This is a genomic window from Streptomyces sp. NPDC096176 (genome assembly GCF_044763255.1).
Lineage (GTDB): Bacteria > Actinomycetota > Actinomycetes > Streptomycetales > Streptomycetaceae > Streptomyces.
Window position 1 is genome coordinate 242916 of record NZ_JBIWFV010000009.1, and the last position, 18097, is coordinate 261012.

Below are 18097 nucleotides of genomic sequence, written 5' to 3' on the forward strand. Positions count from 1 at the left end.
GTACCGCCAGCTCTGCGAGTTCGCACGCGACCAGGGCGCCACATACGTGCTGATGAACCCCCTCGGACCCATGGGGCGTGGCGCAAACTCGCAGAAGAAGCTGCGCCGCCCTGACGAGCACATGCGAGAAATCCACGCAATGACGCTGCCGTTCGCCGACGAGGGCCTGGACATGGTGCACATCCGGTTCCCGAACGACGAGAAGCCACTGGCCGGCTGCGAGGCCGGGACCATCATCTACGTGTTCACCAAGGGCGAGGTCACCATCTGCCCGTACCTCGTGTTCGCAGCACGCACGAAGGTCTCCCAGCACTCGGACACGGACTTCATCGTCGGCAACGTATGGCAGCACGACGACATTGCGGCCCGGCTGGACGCGTACCGGTTCCACGACCGGTGGAAGGTGGGTGACAACCCGACGTGCGGTAGCTGCTCGATGTCCGACGGCTGCGGCAAGGGCTGCCCGGCCGCGGTGGTGGCGGCCGGGCAGCGGATCGGGGCCGTGGACACCGAGCAGTGCCCCGTGGCGCCTCGGCAGTCCCGCGTGCTGCCCGTGGTGGGTGTCTCATGACGCGCGGACTGCTGATTGCCGTCGAAGGGCCGGGAGGGGTCGGGAAGTCCACGGTGACGGCCGCCGTCGTCCGCCTGCTGCGCGCTGACGGCATCCCGGTTCTGGCCACGAAGGAGCCGACAGACACCCCCCCTGGGTGATCTTGCACGGCATGGCACGGACGAGTACCAGGGAGAGGCGATGGCCTGCCTCATCGCCGCGGACCGTTACACGCACAGTGAGGAGATCCGTCCTGCCCTGGAGCGCGGGGAAGTCGTCGTCTGTGACCGGTACATCGCCAGCAGCCTTGCGCTCCAGTGCATGGACGGCGTCGACCAAGAGTTCGCGTGGCTGCTCAACGAAGGCGTCATCCAGCCAGATCTGACCGTTCTGGTGGGCGGCCGGCCCGACGTGATCGAGGAGCGGCTCGCCGCCCGAGGCGCGCACTCACGGTACGAACGCATGGACGGCTCCAGTCTCATCGAATGTGCCTACTTCGCGGAGGCCGGTAGGTTCCTGCGGAACAAGGGACACCGCGTCCTCAACGTGGACGCCTCACACGTACCGGCGGAAGAGGTCGCCCGTACGGTCGTGGCTGCTGTCACCCGACTGATGAAGGACCAGGAAGACGATGACGCTGGACGTCCTGACGTTCAACCTCAACAACCCGTCCCGCCAGCGCGCGGAGAGACAGCTCCGGTACCTGGTGGAGCGGTCGGAGTCGGTGCTGGTGTTGACGGAGACGGCGCGCAGCGCGGGGTGTGAGTTCCTGGCCGGGGAGTTCCAGGCCGCCGGCTACGACGTGACCTACCCCCGCACCGCGTTCAAAAGCAGAGAGCGCGGCGTGATGATCGTGTCCCGCCTGGCCACCAAGCCCTTGGAGCTGCCGGTGGACTACCTGCCGCACCGGGTGGCGGCGGTGACCCTCCAGTGCGACAGCGGACCGCTGGACATCGTGGGCGTGTACGTGCCCTCATGGGACGCCACTGAGGCGAGGGTCACCCGTAAGCGCACGTTCCTCGAGGGCCTGGCCGCTGCCCTGCCCACCGGAGAAGCGGGGCAACGCCTGGTGATCGGAGACTTCAACATCCTGGAGCCCAACCATGTGCCGCGATACCGCACGTTTCAGACCTGGGAGTACGAGTTCTACAACGGACTCGGCGCGGCCGGGTACGCGGACGCCTTCCGCACCGTCGCCCCCGACGCTCTGGAGTATTCCTGGGTAGGGCGCACCGGAGATGGCTACCGCTACGACCACGCGCACGTTTCCAGGCCCCTCGCGGACCGGGTGGATGCCTGCCGGTACATGCACGGACCACGTACCAGCGATGACCGACTCACGGACCACTCCGCACTGATGGTGTCCCTCGCGCTCTCCGCGACGGAGCCACTGGACGTTGCCGACCCGACGCTCGCCGGCGGCCTGGCGCTTGCGCTGTTCTGACAAGACCAAGGAGTACGGCATGGACGAGACATGGAGCCGCGTGGGACGGCTGCGGGAGTGGCTGGACGAGGAGGCTGCACCCGCTGCGGCCGGTGACGTCCGGCTGCTACGGGTGCTCAAGATCAGTGAAGAGGTCGGCGAAGTGGCGGAAGCCCTGCACGGGGCGCTCGGCGCCAACCCGCGTAAGGGTGCATCCCACACCTGGCAGGACGTCGAGAAGGAGCTGTGCGATGTCATCGTGACCGCGATGGTGGCCCTGTCCACCATCAACCCGGACGCGGAGATGATCCTCGACAGCCGCCTTGAATACCTTGTGAACCGGGTGTGCCCGGACCCGGTGCCGACCGCCGGGCAGCCCTAAGGACGCGTATTGAGTCGTGATCAATGAGTGGTCCGGGTGAGGTCTTTGATCCAGATCATCGAAGCGCGCAGGTGTCAGGTGTCTTGTCGTATCGGGTCGCCGTGCCTCGCCGGGTTTTGAGCTTGTTGATCAGCGCTCGACGGTGTTCCTCTCCTTGTAGAGGTCGGTGTCGTGGCTGACGGGGACCGGTGTAAAGATGCTGCCGGTCTGGGGCCGTCAGCAGTTCCCACCGCGCTCACTACGCATCGGTCAACGGCGCACCGGGACCATGGATCCGGTGATCGGAACGAAACGACCCCACCAGGGCATGGGCGAGCGGCCCGCCGCCCCTTGTGAGGGTGGCGGGCCGCTGGTGGGGCGGGGTCAGGTGATGGAGACGCCGCTGTCGATGCTGATCACCTGGCCCGTCATGCAGTCCTGGTCGAGGAACAGGGACGCGCTGCGGGCCACCTCCTCCACCGTCACGAAGCGCGGGATGGGGGCCTTGTCCTCCATGCCCTCGATCACGCGGTCGGGGAGGTCCTTCGTCATGCCGGTGATCATGAAGCCCGGGGAGAGGGCGTTGACGGTCACCCCGCGCCGGCCGCATTCGGCGGCCAGCGTGCGGGTGAGGCCGATCAGGCCCGCCTTGGAGGCGGAGTACGCCGTCTGTCCGGCCGTTGCGATCAGGCCCGACGGCGAGACCACGTTGATCACGCGGCCCCACCTCTGGCGCAGCATGTGCGGGACGGTGACGCGCGCGGTGTGGAACGAGCCGATCAGGTTGGTCTGGATCACCTGGGCCCAGTCCGCCGGGTTCTGCATCGCCATCAGCGCGTCCTTGCGGATCGCGCCGTTGTTGACGAGGACGTCGACGGGGCCGAGGTGCTCCTTGATCTCCTCGTAGAGGGCGGTGACGGCTTCGTAGGAGCCGACGTCGCCGCTCACCACGATCGAGTCGTGGGTGAGTTTGTCCTGGACGGCCCGGGCCGCGTCCTTCGAGCTGTTGTAGTGGACGGCCACCTTGCAGCCCAGCGCGTCCAGTTCGAGGGCCAGGGCCTGGCCGAGGCCTCCCGAGGCGCCGGTGACCAGGGCCACGGGGTGTTCGGGGCGGCTGCCCGTCTGCTTGCCGGTGCTCATGTGGTTCCTCCGCCCCATCGCAGCAGGATCGATCCCCAGGTCATGCCCGCGCCGAAGCCGGCCAGCAGGACCAGGTCGCCGTCGTCGATACGGCCTTCCTCGAGTGCCTCGGTCAGCGCGATGGGGATCGACGCGGACGCCGTGTTCCCGTACTTGTGCAGGTTGGCGACCAGGGCCTCGGGCCTCAGGCCGGTGTGGCTGAGGATCGAGTTGATGATCCGGATGTTCGCCTGGTGCGGGATGACGTGGCTGACGTCGGCCGCGTCGACCTTGGCGTTCGTCAGCGTCTCCCGCACCGTGCGTACGGTGTATCGCACGGCGTTGAGGTAGATCTCGTTGCCGTTGATCTGTGCGTAGTGCAGGCCCTCGCGGACGGTGTCCTCGGTGGTCGGCATCCGGCTGCCGCCGGCCAGGACCTTGAGACTGCCGGTGCAGGAGCCGTCGGCGCCCAGGTTCCAGGCCAGTACCCGGTCCTCGGCCGCGGGGGCCAGGACGACCGCGCCCGCGCCGTCGCCGACGAGGATCGACAGGTCCCGGTCGGCGGGGTTGGCGGTGAGGGTGTGGGTGTCGGAGCCGATCAGCAGGATCGGCCGCGGGTCGATCTTGATGAGGGCCATGGCCTGGACGAGGCCGTAGACGAAGCCGGCGCACTCGGAGTTGACGTCGTGCGCGCTGCCGGCGATGCCCAGTTCGTGGTGGACGAACGCGGACGTCGCCGGCGACGGCTGTTCGGGGGTGGCGGTGGCGACGATCAGATGGGCGATGTCGCCGCCGGTCAACCCTGCTTTGTCCAGTGCGCGCCGGCCGGCCTCGACAGCCAGGGAGGCAGTTGTCTGGCCGGGCCCGACGGCCCGCCGTTCGTGGATCCCGCACCGGCTGACGATCCAGTTCTCGTCGACGCCGAAGCGCTGCGCGAGCTCCATGCTGGAGACCACGCGCTCGGGTACGGCCATGCCCCACCCGGTGATGTCGAAGCCGTTCACAAGGCGTCTCCCCTGATCAGGCCTGGGCCGGTACGAGCTGGACGATCCGGTCGTAGACGACGCGCAGGGTGGTCGTGTCGTCGATGTCGGCGAACAGCGACTCGTCGGCCGGGATGTGCGGGTACTGGTTCTGGAACCCGTACAGCCACTCCATCAGGTCCAGCGAGTCGACGTCCGCGATGTGCTGGAGCGGCTGGTCCGGGTCGACCTTCTGGGCGCCCGAAACGGCCTCGAGCTGGCCGGCCAGTTCTTCGATGGTGGGCAGCGACATGGAGTTGGGTCCTCTCTCGCAGGGCTTGGCTTGTTCTGGGGGGAATCGAAGCGGCAGCCGCGCAAGGTGGGCGCAACAGCTCTGGTCGCGCCGCGTCTTGCACATCTGTTGCGAGCACTTCGCTTTCCTCGTCTCCGACAGCCGCACCCCGGAGTAGGAGTTGAGGAAGAAATGACGACGGTCGCTGACAAGTCGGTCCCCGAGGTCGACGCGATCAGGCACCACTACGAGGTGAGCAACGACTTCTACCGCCTCCTGCTGGGCCCGACGATGATGTACTCGGGCGGCTACTGGGAGGAGGGCGAGGGCCTCACGGAGGCGCTCGACGAGGCCCAGGAGCGCAAGCTCGACCGGTTCGTCGAGCTCGCGGGCGCCGCCGGCAGCCGGCGGGTGCTGGACGTGGGGTGCGGGTGGGGCACGATGCTCAACCGGCTCACCACCGTCCACGGCGTCGAGCAGGCCGTCGGCCTGACGCTCAGCCGCACCCAGGAGGCGTTCATCGCCGGCCTGGACAACCCGCGGATCACCACCCGGGTCGAGTCGTGGGAGGACCACACGACCGACGACCCGTACGACGCGGCGTTCTGCATCAACGCGCTGGAGCACTTCGTGTCCTCCACGCTGCCGCCGCGGGAGCGGACCAAGAAGTACCGGGTGTTCTTCAACAAGGTGGGCGCGGCCCTCAAGCCGGGCGGCCGGTTCGTGCTGCACACCATGACGGCGGAGGCGCTGCCGATGAACCGGCAGCTGCTGGACGACCTGAAGTTCCTGCAGCGCTCGGAGTTCGAGAACTGCCACATCCCGCACCTGCACGAGCTCACGCAGGCCGCGGAGGGGCTGTTCGACGTCGTCGAGATCGTCAACGAGCGCGAGTCGTTCGCCGTCGCCTGCCGTGCCTGGCTGGAGCTGCTCGCCGCGCGCCGTGACGAGGCCGTCGCCCTGGAGGGCGAGGAGGTCGTGGCCCGCTTCGAGCGCTACCTCGACATCTTCGCGTACACGCTCGAGGACAAGTTCTTCAACAACTTCCGCGTCACCATCGCGCGCCGCTGAGGAGGCCCACGTGACGAGCATTCTGGAACCCGCCCGCAGCGACGGGAGCCCTGCGTCCGGCGGGCAGGCGACGGGCGGCGGCCCCACCCGGCATCTGCGCGTCGCGGTCATCGGCAGCGGTTTCTCCGGCCTGGGCATGGCGGTGCGTCTGCTGCAGAAGGGCATCGACGACTTCCTGGTCTTCGAGCGGGCCCACGAGGTCGGCGGCACCTGGCGCGACAACTCCTATCCGGGGGCGGCGTGCGATGTGATGTCGCACCTGTACTCGTTCTCGTTCGCGCAGAACCCGGGCTGGAAGTCCACGTTCGGCAAGCAGGCCGAGCTGTACGAGTACCTGCGGGACGTCGCCGACCGGTTCGGTGTCCGCCCCTACATCCGGTTCGGTCACGAGATGCTCGCGGCCCGCTGGGACGAGACGGCCCGGCGCTGGCATGTGACCACCTCGCAGGGCGACTACACCGCCCAGGTGCTGGTGTCCGGCACCGGCTATCTGTCGGAGCCGGCCGTCCCCGACATCGCGGGCCTGGCCGACTTCGAGGGCACGGTGTTCCACTCCTCGCGCTGGGACCACGGGCACGACCTGGCCGGCCGCAACGTCGCCGTCATCGGCACGGGCGCCTCCGCGATCCAGTTCGTTCCCAAGATCCAGCCCGAGGTGGGACGTCTGGACCTGTACCAGCGCACGCCGGCGTGGATCGGTCCGAAGAACGACAAGCCGACCAGTGCGCTGCAGTCGAAACTGCTGCACAACGTGCCCGGCTACCAGAGGTTCCGCCGCAACTTCAACATGTGGGGCCGTGAGGTCCTGGCGTTCGTGATGAAGCGGCCGAAGGTCGCCGGGAAGATGCAGAAGATGGCCAGCGACCATCTGGCCAAGTCCGTCGCCGACGAGCAGCTGCGGGCGAAGCTGACGCCCGACTATGTGATGGCGTGCAAGCGGCTGCTGTTCTCCAACACCTGGTACCCGGCCATCCAGCAGCCCAATGTCGACCTGGTCACCGACGGCATCGACCATGTGCGGGCCAAGTCGATCGTGTCGGCGGACGGCACCGAGCGCGAGGTCGACACGATCATCCTCGGCACCGGCTTCAAGGCCACCGACCGGCCGGTCGCCGGCCGTATCGCCGGCCGCGGCGGCAGGCTGCTGCGTGACGTGTGGCGCGAGGGCGGCATGGCCGCGCACCGCGGCACCACCGTCGCCGGTTTCCCCAACCTGTTCCTGCTGCTGGGCCCCAACACCACGCTGGGGCACTCCTCGCAGGTGGTGATGATCGAGGCGCAGATCGGCTACGTCCTGGAGGCCCTGGGGCAGATGGACAAGCGTGGCCTGGCCAGCGTCGAGGTCCGCGCCGAGGCGCAGCAGGCGTACAACGAGCGTCTGCAGGGCCGGCTCGAGGGCACCGTGTGGAACGCGGGCAACTGCAAGAGCTGGTATCTGGACGAGCACGGCCGCAACCCGTCGATCTGGCCCACCTACACGTGGCGGTTCCGCCGCACGACGCGCCGTTTCGACCTGGGCGAGTACCAGCTCGCCACCACAGTCAATGCCGGCAGACCGGCACTGGACCACGCATAACCCAACGGGAGGCAGACGCCGATGCACAGCAACACGCTCTCGCGGCGCAAGGTACTGGGCGGCATCGCGGCAACGGTCGCGGGATGGAGTGTCGCCAACCAGTCGTGGGCGACGGCCGCGGAGGTCGCCGCAGGCTCGGTCACGGTGAAGCAGGTCCCCGCCCTGGACGGCACGCTGACGACGTCGGCGACCGACCTGGAGGCCTTCCGCCAGGACTTCGGGCGGCTCAAGCCGTCGGCTCCGTGGGCGGTGCTGCGTCCCGGTTCCGACCAGGACATCGTCAAGATGGTCAACTACGCCCGGGCGAACAAGCTGAAGATCGCCGTCAACGGGCAGGGCGGCACCGGCAACGACATGGAGTCCCACTCCGTCTACGGCCAGGCGGCCGTGCCGCGCGGCGGCATCTCCATCGACGCCCGCGCCATGTCGAAGATCATCAGCATCAACGCGACCAACGCGGTGGTCCAGGCAGGTGTCACCTGGGGGCAGCTGACGGACGCCGCGCTGAAGGTGGGCAAGACCCCGCCGGCGCTGCCCGACTACCTGCACCTGTCGATCGGCGGCACCGTCTCCATCGGCGGCATCGGCGGCACGGTGCAGAAGTTCGGTCTGCTGGCGGACACCGTCCACTCGCTGGACGTCGTCACCGGCACCGGTGAGATCGTCACCGTCTCGGCCTCCTCCCGCCCCGAGCTGTTCAACTCGGTGCTCTCCGGGGGCGGTCAGACCGCGATCATCCTGCGCGCCAAGGTGAAGCTGACGGCCGCGCCCCAGCGGTCGGTGGTCTTCAGTCTCTTCTACAACGACCTGGCCACCTATCTCGCCGACGGTGAGAAGGTCATGGCGGAGAACCGCTTCCACGTCCAGGCCGGCGAGATGCTGCGCAAGAGCGACGACTCGGGCTGGCGCTACAAGATGGAGGTCGCGGCCAACTACTCGGGCACGGCCGTCCCCGACCGGGCGAAGCTGCTGGCCGGGCTGCGCGACGTCCGGGCCGAGGCCGTCATCGAGGACGTCGCCTACCGGGACTACATGTTCCGGCTCGACGGCTACGAGGTCTACCTCAAGGAGACCGGCCACTGGTATCAGCCCAAGCCGTGGCTGAGCCTGTTCCTGCCGGCGTCGAAGACCAAGGCGTTCATGGAGATGGTGGAGAAGGAGCTGACCGCGAACGACCTCGGCGGCGGGTTCCTGCTGTTCTACCCGTACTACACCCGCAAGGTCACCCGGCCGCTGGCCGTGCAGCCGAACGAGTCCGTCGGCTACCTCTTCGACCTGCTGCGGTTCCCCAACCCGGGCGACCCGAACATCCAGAACATGCTCGAGCAGAACCGGCGCCTGTACGACAAGGCCGTGGCGCTGGGCGCCAAGCGGTACCTGGTCGGGGCGATCCCCGGAATGACCCCGGCCGAGTGGAAGACCCACTTCGGCTCCCGCTGGGACGCGTTCTACAACGCCAAGCGGCGCTACGACCCGGCGAACGTCCTCACACCCGGTCAGGGCTTCTTCGCCTGACACCGGCCGGCCCGGGGCGGCATCGGTGACACGAGCCGGCCGCGGCCCTGACCCGCACACCGACAGGAGAGGTGGCATGACAGGTTACGACCTGATCGACGAGGCGGTCCTCGACGCTCCGCCGGACGTCGTCTGGGACGCGCTGCTCGCCGAGTTCCGCGGCGGCGCCCGCTGGTGGGTGCCGGCCAACACCTTCGTCGCCGCGTCCGGTTCGCCGGACGAGGTGGGCGGCGAGGTGCGGGTGACGGTCCACACCAAGGGCGTCGACAAGGGCGGTCCGAAGCTGCGGTTCACCTCCCGGACCACGGCCGTCGAGGTGGGCCGGCGGCTGTCGGTCGAGTACGTCGACGGTGTCTTCCGCGGCCCGAGCGACTTTCTGCTCGAGCCGCTGGACGGCGGCCGGCGCACCAAGATCGGCATGCACTTCCGCGGCCGCCCGCACGGCTGGCTGAAGGTGCTCGCGAAGGTCGCCGACATCGGCGCCGAGCACTCCAAGGCCACCAGCGCCGCGTTCGTGGCCCTGGGCGACGTGCTGGCGAAGGAGCGGGTGCGATGACGACGGTGGCGCCGGCCGCCACGGAGAGCACGCTGGTCACGGACGACGGCGCGCGGCTGGCCGTGACCGTCCTCGCTCCGCTCGGCACGCCCTCGGGCCGCACGGTGGTCCTCGTGCACGGCTGGGCCGCGGCCCGCCGGGTGTGGGGCACGGTCGCGGACCGGCTGATCCGCCAGGGGCACCGGGTCATGCTGTACGACCTGCGCGGCCACGGCGCCTCCACGCTCGGCCGGGAGCCGTTCTCGGTCCCCCGGCTGGGCGCGGACCTCGGCGCGGTCGTCGAGCATGTGGAAGCGTCCGGCGCGATCGTGGTCGGGCATTCGGGCGGCGGGTTCGCGGCGATGGCGTACGCGGCGTCGCCCGGGGCGCGGGTGGGCGGCCTGGTGCTGCTGGCCACCGCCGCGCACGACCAGGACACGCCCGACAGCGAGGTGCGGATGATGGGCAGCCCCGTCTTCTCGTGGGCGGTGGGCCGACCGGCGCTGGGCCGCCTGCTGCTGGGGCAGAACATGCTCGGCAAGCGGGCCGACACCCGCACCGGCGAGGTCAACCGGCAAATGTTCGCCGCCACTTCGCCGCAGATGCGCTCCGACGCGTTCGCCTCCACACGCGGCATGGACCTGCGCGCGGACCTGGCCCGGGTCTCCGTCCCGGCGGTGGTCCTGGCCGGCGGCGGCGACAAGGTCATCGCCCCGGCGCTGGGCCGGACGGTGGCCGAGGCACTGCCGGACGCCCGGTTCGAGGAACTCGAGGGCGCCGGTCACATGCTGCCGCTGGAGACACCCGACGCGGTCGTGCGCGCGGTCGAGGAGGTGGCGGGCCGGGTGGGGTGACGGGTCGCTTCCGCCCGCGTGCGGGCGCCGGGCCGCCGGAACTTCCGGCGTGCGGGCGCCCGCGTTTCGCGTTTCGCGCTTGGGGGGCGGGGCGATCTGCCTCCAAAGACTTGTATCTATGCACGTTGCATAGACGCAAGTCCTTCGGCTCCGGTGCCGGTCTCCCGCACCAGTCGACCGAGATTGTCGTAGGTGCGGTCTCTTCGGACTCCGCCCGGCAGATGGTCGGTGACAGCCTGGCCGGCTTGGTCGTAGACGGTGCTCCAGGTGCGGTCGCTTTCCGCCGGGTGGGCGGCAGTGGCAGGTTCGACGGTGGATTCGGGCAGGCCCCACGGGGTGAAGGCGTAGAGGGTGATGTTGCCCTTGCCATCGGTGAGGCGGGTGCGGTTGCCGGTCGCGTCGTAGCCGAAGGACAGGACGGTCGACGTGGTGTCGGTAATCTTCTCGGACTGCTTGGTGATCCCGCCGAGCGCGTCGTAGGTGCGCTCGATGTACGCGTCCTGGGGAGAGGTCGTCGCGGTGGCGTTGCCATCGGCGTCGAAGGTGGCCTTCGACGTGCGCAGGACGGTGGTGCCCTTGCCGTAGTCGGTCAGGGCAGTGGCGTTGCCTCACGACCGCCCGCCGGAACCCGTCGTGCCGTCGTGGGGAGAGGAGGTGCGGGTGGCCCGCTTCGAGTGACTGGCCGGAGCGGCGTGCCGTCCTCGGCAGCGTGCGGGGTCAGGTGGTTGTGGTCAGGACGATCGTCTGGGCCGGGGTGCCCGCCGGGAGTTCCTGTTCGGTGGCGCGGGTGGTGCGGTATTCCTGGGGGCTCATGCCGCGGACGCGTTTGAACGCGGCGCTCAGGGCGAACGCGCTGCTGTAGCCGACGCGGCGGGCGACGGTGGCGACCGTGGCGTCCGGTTCGCGCAGCAGGTCGGCGGCGAGAGTGAGCCGCCAGGTCGCCAGGTAGGCCATGGGCGGCTCCCCCACCACGGCGGTGAAGCGGCGGGCCAGGCCCGCGCGGGAGACGCCGACCTTGCGGGCGAGGGACTCCACCGTCCAGGCCTGGCCCGGGTTGTCGTGGAGCAGGCGCAGGGCGGGGCCGACGGTGGCGTCGGACTGGGCCCGGTACCAGGCGGGGGCGCCGGCTCCCGGTTCGGCGAGCCAGGTGCGCAGCACGCTGACGAACAGCAGGTCCAGCAGGCGGTCCAGGACGAGTTCCTGGCCGGGTTCGTCGCGGCCTATCTCTTCGGCGAGCAGGGCGACGAGTGCGTTGTCCTCGGCGCCGGCGGGGCGTACCAGGAGGGTGGGCAGGGCGTTGAGCAGGCGGCGGCCGATTTCGCTGGGGGCCTGGTAGGTGCCGCTGAGCATCACGGAGGAGCCCTGGCCCAGTTCGTCGCCCCAGGTGCGCACGCCGAGCGCCATGGTGTCGGTGACGTCCTCGCCTTCGGTGGTGTTGCAGCGCTGTTCGGGGCCGACGACGATCTGCACGCCGGTGTCCTGCGCGTCGGCGATGGTGTACGGGTCGGGGCCGCGCAGTACGGCGACGTCGCCGGGCCGCAGCAGTGCGGGGGTGGATCGGTCGGGCAGGACCCAGGCGTCGCCGCGGACCATGGTGACCAGGGAGATGGGGGCGCGGTCCTCGACGCGCAGTGCCCACGGCGGGCTGAAGACCGACTTGATCAGGAACGCGCCGCGGGCCTTGGGGCCTTCGAGCAGGCCGGTGAGAGCATCCATGTCGTACGACCCATCGCTCGGGGAGAGGGCCGTCGGGCCTCGAGGAGTGGGAAAGAGTTGCGCCCGCCCTGCCGTGCGGGGGACGTCCGGCAGGACGGGCGCAGTTTCGGGGACGCGGCGCCTTCAGTGGCGCAGCGTCGACAGTGCCCGGCCGAGGCAGAGCAGGGCGGCGGTGCAGGCCAGGGTGCGGGCCGCGTTGGAGGGCACCCAGGTTTCCTTGAACGTCCGGCGCAGGTCGGCGAGTTCGCCGACGGCCTGGGGCAGGCCGGCTGCGGCGAGGCGCTTGTTGAGGGGGACGTTGACCCGCAGGGTGAGGATCACGGCGGTGGTGTAGAGGGCGAGCGCGGCCCAGGTCCAGCGGGCGGCGGTGCGCTGCCCGATGCGGGTCAGGCGGCTGCCGGCGACGCCGGTGGCGAGGAAGGCGCCGAAGAAGACGAGTCCGAACAGGCCGTTCTCGATGGCCTCGTTGATGTTCTGCATGGCGGCCACATAGGTGTGGTCGTCGCCGCGGTCGAGTCCGGGCATGACGGAGACGTCGAAGGAGAAGTAGAGGCCGGCGCTCAGGCCCATGGCGATGGTGGCGGCGTAGAGCGCGGGCTGGGCCGTGGACATCGGTCTTCCTTCCGGCGGGCGTGCGTGGGTCGTGCGTGGGCGCGGGGGCGTGAGCGGTCGTCAGCGCGGGGCGTGAGCGGTCGTCAGCGGGGGGCGAGGACGGCGCCGAGTCCGCGTTCGTAGCGGCGGCGCAGGACGGTGCGGCCGAGCAGCCGTACGGGCGGCGGCATGGTGGCGGCGACGAGCTGCACGGAGTGCCGGTCGGCGCCGTCGAACATCCAGGGCGGCAGGTAGGTCAGGACGCCGGGGGGTGCGGTGCGCACCAGGCGCTGTTCCAGGGCGAGGTAGTCGCGGGAGGTCAGCTGCGCGAAGACGGGGAAGACGATCTTCTCCTCCTCGGCGAGGTGGTCGCCGAGGACCTGGCGGAAGTGTTCGGCGGCGGCGGGCAGTGCGGTCAGGCCGGCCGGGGTGGACAGTGCGGTGGTGACCTGGTCCATTGCCCGGTCCAGTTCGGTGTGGTCGCCGGCGATCTCGTCGGCCTGCGGTTTGAACTGCGGGTGTCGGCGCAGCAGTTCTGGCCACAGGAAGTCGTCCTCGCTGCGGTGGTGCCAGTCGATGACGTCGCGCAGGTGGCGCCACCACTGGGCGGCGGGGTCGAGGCCGCGGGCGGTGAGGCGGGGGGCCGCGGCGGTCAGCCTGTGGGCGTCGCGGCGCATGGCGATGTGCATCAGGGCGAAGCCGTGGAAGTGGCCGGGCAGGGTGTCGAGCCGTTCGCTCGACATGGGGATGCTCATGGCCGCCTCCTGGTCGGTGGGTGGTGCGGGCTGGTCCGGTGCCGCGGACGCGGGTGCGTCCGTTGGGTCCGCGTCCGCGGCACCGGCGCTCAGGGGTGGGTTCAGACGTTCCAGACGCCGCGGGCGGCGGCTTCCCGGGCGTAGTCGGCGAAGTCCTTCGGCTTGCGGCCGAGGGCTTCTTCGACGCCGTGGACCAGGTGGGCGTTGCGCCCGTCGAGGACGTTCTCGAACAGCTCGGCGAAGTCGGCCGGCAGGCCGTGCTCGACCAGGGCGGCCCGGTATTCGTCCTTGGTGATCGGGATGTACTGGATCTGGCGGCCGGTGGCCTTGGTCAGCTCTTCGGCGACGTCACGGAAGCTCAGCAGGCGCGGGCCGGAGAGCTCGTAGGTCTTGCCGATGTGCTTGGGGTCGGTGAGGGCGGCGACGACGACGTCGGCGATGTCGTCGGCGTCGACGAACGCCTCCACGGCGTCGCCGGTCGGCAGGGCGATCTCGCCGGCCAGGACGGGCTCGAGGAAGAAGCTCTCGTCGAAGTTCTGGTTGAAGAAGCTGGAGCGCACGACGGTCCAGTCGGCGCCGGACTCCTTGAGCTTGTTCTCGCCGATCACGGCGCCTTCCTCGCCGCGGCCGGAGAGCAGCACGAGGCGGGTGGCGCCCTTGGAGACGGCGAGCTTGGAGAAGGCGGCGACGTGCTCGTCGGCGCCGGGGAAGGCGAGGTCGGGGTAGTAGGTGACGTAGACGGCGCCGACGCCCTCGAGCGCGGCGTCCCATGTGGAGGAGTCCTCCCACACGAACCGCGGCTCGGCGGAGCGTGATCCGATGCGCACCGGAAGGCCTTGTGCGGTGAGCCGCTCGGCGACCCTGCGGCCGGTCTTGCCGGTGCCGCCGATCACCAGCGTCGTCTTCGTCTCGGTCGTCTGCGTGTTCTGTGTGTTCGTCATGTGATGAGTCAACTCCAGTGCGGTGAGACGAGCCATAGTCGAAGCGCTCAACTCCATAAGCGTGCGTCTCAGGAGGAGCGGGGTGCGGTGCGACCCCCGGTCAGGGTAGGCAGCACCGTGCCGGGCGGCCATGGCGTGGGGCGGTTTCTCGAGCGGGCCGCGAGCCGGTCTCCAGACCGGTGGCCGGTTCGACCGCGATGCACGGCCGATACCGCCGCGGTGCACGGAGATAACGGCGTCAATATCCCCCTCGCGCAAGCTGATCCCAGGAGCGGTCAGACACCGGTTTGATGAGCGGAGGCGATATGACGGCGCCCGCCGGCGAAGTCCCGAGCGAAGTGGTGGTGCAGAAGTACGGTGGCAGTTCGCTGGCCACCACCGAGCAGGTCCACGCCGTGGCCCGGCGCATCGCTTCGGTGGCGCGATCCGGCCGGCGTGTGGTCGCGGTGGTGTCGGCCCAGGGCAGGACCACCGACCATCTGATCCGTCAGGCCGAGGCCCTCACCCCGGCGGCGGCCGGCCGCGAACTCGACCAGCTCCTCGCCACGGGGGAGACCGCGTCCGCCGCGCTGATGGCCATGGCCGTTCATCGCACGGGCGTCTGCGCCACGGCCTTGTCGGGAGCACAGAGCGGCATCCTGGCCACCGGGCCGCACGGTTCGGGAATCATCGTCGCCATCGACACCGAACGCATGTGGCGGCTTCTGGAGTCCGGCCGGGTCGTGGTGGTCGCGGGGTTCCAGGGAGTCACCGCCGACGGGGACGCCATCACCCTCGGCCGCGGTGGATCGGACACCACTGCGGTCGCCGTGGCCGCCGAACTGCGCGCCCGTCACTGCGAGATCTACAGCGATGTCGCCGGCGTGCTCACCGCCGACCCCAGGATCGTTCCCCACGCCCGGCTCATGCCCGACATCGGCATCGACGTCATGGCCGAGATGGCCTTCGCCGGCGCGAAGGTCGTGCATTCCCGCGCGGTGGAGCTCGCGGACCTCTACGGAGTCGACATCCATGTGGGTCACTCCGCCGCGGCGCAGGCCGGCACCCGGATCCACAAGAGAGACGGAGAGGACATGCTCGAGGCCAAGGCTGCCGTCATGGCGGTCGTGGACGACCAGGACATCGTCCGGGTCACCCTGCACACCACACAAACCCGTGAGGACCCCGCCCTGGCGGTCTTCCGGATCCTCGCCCAGCAGACCGTGCCTGCCGACATGACCACGGTGGTGGAGCGGCCGGGCGGCGGCCGGACCATCGGGCTCACCGTCAGCCCTTCCCATGTCCCTTTGGTCCGCGAGGCACTGACCGGCAGTGAGGTGCCCCTGCGGATGGAGGTGGACGACGAGATTGCCAAGGTGTCGATCGTCGGCAAGGGCCTGCTCAGTCGCCCCGAGTACGCGGCCAGGCTGCTCGCTTCGCTCACGGCGTCCGGCATCACCGCACGCTGCCTGTCCGCCTCGCAGCTCCGTGTGTCGGTCACCGTGCCCAGCGGCGAGACGCGGCGCGCGGTGGGCGTGCTGCACAGCGAGTTCGGGCTGGACGCCGTCACCGATTCCGCCTCACTCCGGCTCGCCCGCAGAACCTGACATCGATCGGAAGCGCTCATGCCCGTCAACACTTCGGTGATCAATCACTCGTTCGCCCGGAAGCTCCGTCTCCAGCGGCTGTACCGTCACGATCCTGACCGGCTGCTCATCGTCCCTCTCGACCATTCCGTCACCGACGGGCCGCTGACCGGCGGGAACCGTCTCGACACACTCGTGGGCCAGCTCGCGTCGCACCATGTCGACGGCGTGGTCCTGCACAAGGGCGCGTTGCGTTACGTCGATCCGGAATGGTTCACCCGGACCTCCCTGATCGTGCATCTCAGTGCCAGCACGGTCCACGCGCCCGACCCCGACGCCAAGTACCTGGTGGCGAGTGTCGAGGAGAGTCTGCGGCTGGGAGCCGACGCGGTCAGCGTCCACGTCAACCTCGGCTCCGACGAGGAGCGGAACCAGATAGCCGACATGGCCACGGTGGCGGAAGCCTGCGACCGCTGGAACGTGCCACTGATGGCCATGATGTACCCCCGCGGCCCGAAGATCGAGAATCCGCGCGATCCGGCGCTCGTCGCGCACGCGGTGCAGCTGGCGACCGACCTGGGCGCCGATCTCGTCAAGACCCTTTACGTCGGCTCCGTTCCCGAGATGTACGAGATCACGAGCACGTCGTCGCTGCCGGTGGTGGTGGTCGGCGGGCCGCGCAACCGTGACACGGCCGCCACCCTCGCCTATGTCGAGGAAGCCCTGGACGGCGGTGCTGCGGGAGTCGCCATGGGGCGCAACGTCTTCCAGGCGCCGGATCCCGGCGCGATGGCGGACCGGCTGTCCGGCCTCATCCACGGCAGGAAGCCGGCCCGGCCGGCCAAAGGAGCCGCGGCGGCCTGAGCCGGTCGCCGCAGGCCGCACCGCACTTTCCCTTTCCGACCTTTTCACGACCCGACGCGAACCAAGGAGTCCTTCGGTGAAGATCAGTTGGCTCGACATCCGTTCCCTGGGCGAAGCCCGTGGCGCCATCGTCCAGGAGGCCCTGCACCACCGGGTCGAGGCGATCGTCGCGGACGACCCCGCGGACCTGCGGGACCTGCCCCCCACGGTGGCCAAGGTGCTGATGCCGGTGGGCAAGCCCCTGCCGGAGGACTTCGGTGACGCCTCCGTCGTCATCGTCGACCCGGCGAGGCACCAGGTCACCCCCGCCGAACTCGCCCTGATACACCCCGATCTGGAGTTCGGCCGCTTCGTCGAGATCGTGGACGCGCCCACGCTCGAGGACGCGTGCGAGTCGGCGCGTACGGAGAAGTGGAGCGTGCTGCTGTTCCGCGACCCGACGAAGATCCCGCTGGAGATCGTGATTGCCGCCGCGGCCCGGGCCACCGGTTCCCTGATCACGGTCGCCCAGGACGTCGAGGAGGCGGAGATCATCTTCGGTGTGCTGGAGCACGGCTCCGACGGTGTGATGATGGCGCCGAAGGCGGTCGGTGACACCGCTGCTCTCAAGCGGGCGGCCGAGGCCGAGGTGCCCAATGTCAACCTCACCGAACTGCGCGTCGTCGAGACCAGTCACATCGGTATGGGTGAGCGCGCGTGCGTCGACACCTGCACCCACTTCCGTGAGGACGAGGGCATCCTGGTCGGTTCGCACTCCAAGGGCATGATCCTTTGCGTCAGCGAGACCCACCCGCTGCCGTACATGCCCACCCGGCCCTTCCGGGTCAACGCTGGTGCCATCCACTCCTACACGCTGGGCAAGGACGAGCGCACCAACTACCTGAGCGAACTGAAGGCCGGCAGCAAGGTCACCGCCGTGGACATCAAGGGCAACACCCGGCTGGTGACGGTCGGCCGGGTGAAGATCGAGTCCCGGCCGCTCATCTCGATCGACGCCGAGTCACCCGACGGACGGCGGGTCAACCTGATCCTCCAGGACGACTGGCATGTGCGGGTTCTGGGTCCGGGCGGCACCGTCCTGAACAGCACCGAGCTGAAGCCGGGCGACACCGTGCTCGGGTACCTGCCGAGCGAGGACCGTCATGTCGGTTACCCGATCAATGAGTTCTGCCTCGAGAAGTAGCTCCGGCCGGCGGTGCACCTCCCGCCCGACGCCGCAGGCCGTGCCCCCTCCGTTCCAGGGGGCACGGCCTGCGGCGTTTCAGGGCATGGGAGAGGAACACGGGGAAGGAGGGCGACGGCACACAGCACCGCCACGGCTCCGGCGAACGCGAAGACGGCGCAGTTCCCCCCGGCTCCTCGGCTCACCAGCGCCCCGCCCGCCCAGGGGAGGCCACCGCCGCCCCG

21 protein-coding genes are annotated in these 18097 nt (G+C 69.7%); 13 read left to right on the plus strand and 8 right to left on the minus strand.

Annotated elements, in window-relative coordinates; translation table 11 throughout:
- The first annotated feature begins 70 nt into the window (after positions 1 to 70).
- The 5 genes from ACIQ7Q_RS25445 to ACIQ7Q_RS25465 are packed head-to-tail and all read left to right on the plus strand — an operon-like array spanning position 71 to position 2355.
- On the plus strand, positions 71 to 571 hold the full coding sequence (locus tag ACIQ7Q_RS25445; RefSeq protein WP_403866419.1) for an SPASM domain-containing protein: 501 nt from the start codon (positions 71 to 73) through the stop codon (positions 569 to 571).
- Positions 568 to 711, plus strand: coding sequence for a dTMP kinase (locus ACIQ7Q_RS25450; RefSeq protein WP_403866421.1), 144 nt, complete (start codon positions 568 to 570; stop codon positions 709 to 711). The genes ACIQ7Q_RS25445 and ACIQ7Q_RS25450 overlap by 4 nt, the downstream gene beginning before the upstream one ends.
- Before the next feature lie 40 nt (positions 712 to 751).
- Positions 752 to 1315 (plus strand): dTMP kinase, encoded by a 564-nt coding sequence (locus ACIQ7Q_RS25455; protein WP_403866424.1) that lies wholly within the window; start codon positions 752 to 754, stop codon positions 1313 to 1315.
- Positions 1197 to 1994 (plus strand): endonuclease/exonuclease/phosphatase family protein, encoded by a 798-nt coding sequence (locus ACIQ7Q_RS25460; protein ID WP_403866530.1) that lies wholly within the window; start codon positions 1197 to 1199, stop codon positions 1992 to 1994. Before ACIQ7Q_RS25455 ends, ACIQ7Q_RS25460 begins: the two co-directional genes overlap by 119 nt.
- Before the next feature lie 19 nt (positions 1995 to 2013).
- On the plus strand, positions 2014 to 2355 hold the full coding sequence (locus ACIQ7Q_RS25465) for a MazG-like family protein (RefSeq protein WP_403866427.1): 342 nt from the start codon (positions 2014 to 2016) through the stop codon (positions 2353 to 2355).
- A gap of 363 nt (positions 2356 to 2718) precedes the next feature.
- On the opposite strand, the gene ACIQ7Q_RS25470 is transcribed toward ACIQ7Q_RS25465, so the two are convergent.
- From ACIQ7Q_RS25470 to ACIQ7Q_RS25480, 3 genes are read right to left on the minus strand one after another with little or no spacing between them, the layout of a single operon-like run.
- Complete coding sequence (locus ACIQ7Q_RS25470; protein WP_403866430.1) at positions 2719 to 3474, minus strand: SDR family NAD(P)-dependent oxidoreductase; 756 nt, start codon at positions 3472 to 3474, stop codon at positions 2719 to 2721.
- Positions 3471 to 4457 carry a 3-oxoacyl-ACP synthase III family protein gene (locus tag ACIQ7Q_RS25475; RefSeq protein WP_403866433.1) on the minus strand — a complete coding sequence of 329 codons (987 nt, stop codon included), beginning with the start codon at positions 4455 to 4457 and terminating at the stop codon, positions 3471 to 3473. Before ACIQ7Q_RS25475 ends, ACIQ7Q_RS25470 begins: the two co-directional genes overlap by 4 nt.
- 16 nt (positions 4458 to 4473) lie before the next feature.
- Positions 4474 to 4728 (minus strand): hypothetical protein, encoded by a 255-nt coding sequence (locus ACIQ7Q_RS25480; RefSeq protein WP_356639467.1) that lies wholly within the window; start codon positions 4726 to 4728, stop codon positions 4474 to 4476.
- A gap of 171 nt (positions 4729 to 4899) precedes the next feature.
- Here ACIQ7Q_RS25480 and ACIQ7Q_RS25485 point away from each other — a divergent pair, with 171 nt between their 5' ends.
- The 5 genes from ACIQ7Q_RS25485 to ACIQ7Q_RS25505 all read left to right on the plus strand — a co-directional run bounded on the left by ACIQ7Q_RS25485 (position 4900) and on the right by ACIQ7Q_RS25505 (position 10258).
- On the plus strand, positions 4900 to 5778 hold the full coding sequence (locus tag ACIQ7Q_RS25485) for a class I SAM-dependent methyltransferase (RefSeq protein ID WP_403866437.1): 879 nt from the start codon (positions 4900 to 4902) through the stop codon (positions 5776 to 5778).
- Between the two features lie 10 nt (positions 5779 to 5788).
- Positions 5789 to 7354, plus strand: coding sequence for a flavin-containing monooxygenase (locus ACIQ7Q_RS25490; RefSeq protein WP_403866440.1), 1566 nt, complete (start codon positions 5789 to 5791; stop codon positions 7352 to 7354).
- Positions 7355 to 7375: 21 nt separating this feature from the next.
- Positions 7376 to 8869 carry an FAD-binding protein gene (locus ACIQ7Q_RS25495; protein WP_403866443.1) on the plus strand — a complete coding sequence of 498 codons (1494 nt, stop codon included), beginning with the start codon at positions 7376 to 7378 and terminating at the stop codon, positions 8867 to 8869.
- Between the two features lie 76 nt (positions 8870 to 8945).
- Positions 8946 to 9425: an SRPBCC family protein gene (locus tag ACIQ7Q_RS25500; protein ID WP_403866446.1), complete on the plus strand. Its 480-nt coding sequence runs from the start codon at positions 8946 to 8948 to the stop codon at positions 9423 to 9425.
- Positions 9422 to 10258, plus strand: coding sequence for an alpha/beta fold hydrolase (locus ACIQ7Q_RS25505; protein ID WP_403866449.1), 837 nt, complete (start codon positions 9422 to 9424; stop codon positions 10256 to 10258). The genes ACIQ7Q_RS25500 and ACIQ7Q_RS25505 overlap by 4 nt, the downstream gene beginning before the upstream one ends.
- A 116-nt stretch (positions 10259 to 10374) precedes the next feature.
- On the opposite strand, the gene ACIQ7Q_RS25510 is transcribed toward ACIQ7Q_RS25505, so the two are convergent.
- The 5 genes from ACIQ7Q_RS25510 to ACIQ7Q_RS25530 form a co-directional block, all read right to left on the minus strand.
- Positions 10375 to 10851, minus strand: a complete 477-nt coding sequence (locus ACIQ7Q_RS25510) for a hypothetical protein (protein WP_403866533.1) — start codon at positions 10849 to 10851, stop codon at positions 10375 to 10377.
- A 124-nt stretch (positions 10852 to 10975) separates the two neighbouring features.
- Positions 10976 to 11974: an AraC family transcriptional regulator gene (locus ACIQ7Q_RS25515; RefSeq protein ID WP_403866452.1), complete on the minus strand. Its 999-nt coding sequence runs from the start codon at positions 11972 to 11974 to the stop codon at positions 10976 to 10978.
- Positions 11975 to 12097: 123 nt separating this feature from the next.
- Positions 12098 to 12586, minus strand: coding sequence for a DUF1772 domain-containing protein (locus tag ACIQ7Q_RS25520; protein ID WP_403866455.1), 489 nt, complete (start codon positions 12584 to 12586; stop codon positions 12098 to 12100).
- An 83-nt stretch (positions 12587 to 12669) separates the two neighbouring features.
- Positions 12670 to 13320 carry a hemerythrin domain-containing protein gene (locus tag ACIQ7Q_RS25525; RefSeq protein ID WP_403866458.1) on the minus strand — a complete coding sequence of 217 codons (651 nt, stop codon included), beginning with the start codon at positions 13318 to 13320 and terminating at the stop codon, positions 12670 to 12672.
- Positions 13321 to 13421: 101 nt separating this feature from the next.
- On the minus strand, positions 13422 to 14261 hold the full coding sequence (locus ACIQ7Q_RS25530) for an NmrA family NAD(P)-binding protein (RefSeq protein WP_403866460.1): 840 nt from the start codon (positions 14259 to 14261) through the stop codon (positions 13422 to 13424).
- Between the two features lie 290 nt (positions 14262 to 14551).
- Here ACIQ7Q_RS25530 and ACIQ7Q_RS25535 point away from each other — a divergent pair, with 290 nt between their 5' ends.
- The 3 genes from ACIQ7Q_RS25535 (at position 14552) to griH (ending at position 17873) form a co-directional block, all read left to right on the plus strand.
- Positions 14552 to 15847 carry an aspartate kinase gene (locus tag ACIQ7Q_RS25535; protein ID WP_403866462.1) on the plus strand — a complete coding sequence of 432 codons (1296 nt, stop codon included), beginning with the start codon at positions 14552 to 14554 and terminating at the stop codon, positions 15845 to 15847.
- Positions 15848 to 15865: 18 nt separating this feature from the next.
- Positions 15866 to 16690 carry a 2-amino-3,7-dideoxy-D-threo-hept-6-ulosonate synthase gene (locus ACIQ7Q_RS25540; RefSeq protein WP_403866465.1) on the plus strand — a complete coding sequence of 275 codons (825 nt, stop codon included), beginning with the start codon at positions 15866 to 15868 and terminating at the stop codon, positions 16688 to 16690.
- 76 nt (positions 16691 to 16766) lie between these two features.
- Positions 16767 to 17873 carry a 3-amino-4-hydroxybenzoic acid synthase gene (griH, locus tag ACIQ7Q_RS25545; protein ID WP_403866468.1) on the plus strand — a complete coding sequence of 369 codons (1107 nt, stop codon included), beginning with the start codon at positions 16767 to 16769 and terminating at the stop codon, positions 17871 to 17873.
- Positions 17874 to 18097: the final 224 nt, after the last annotated feature.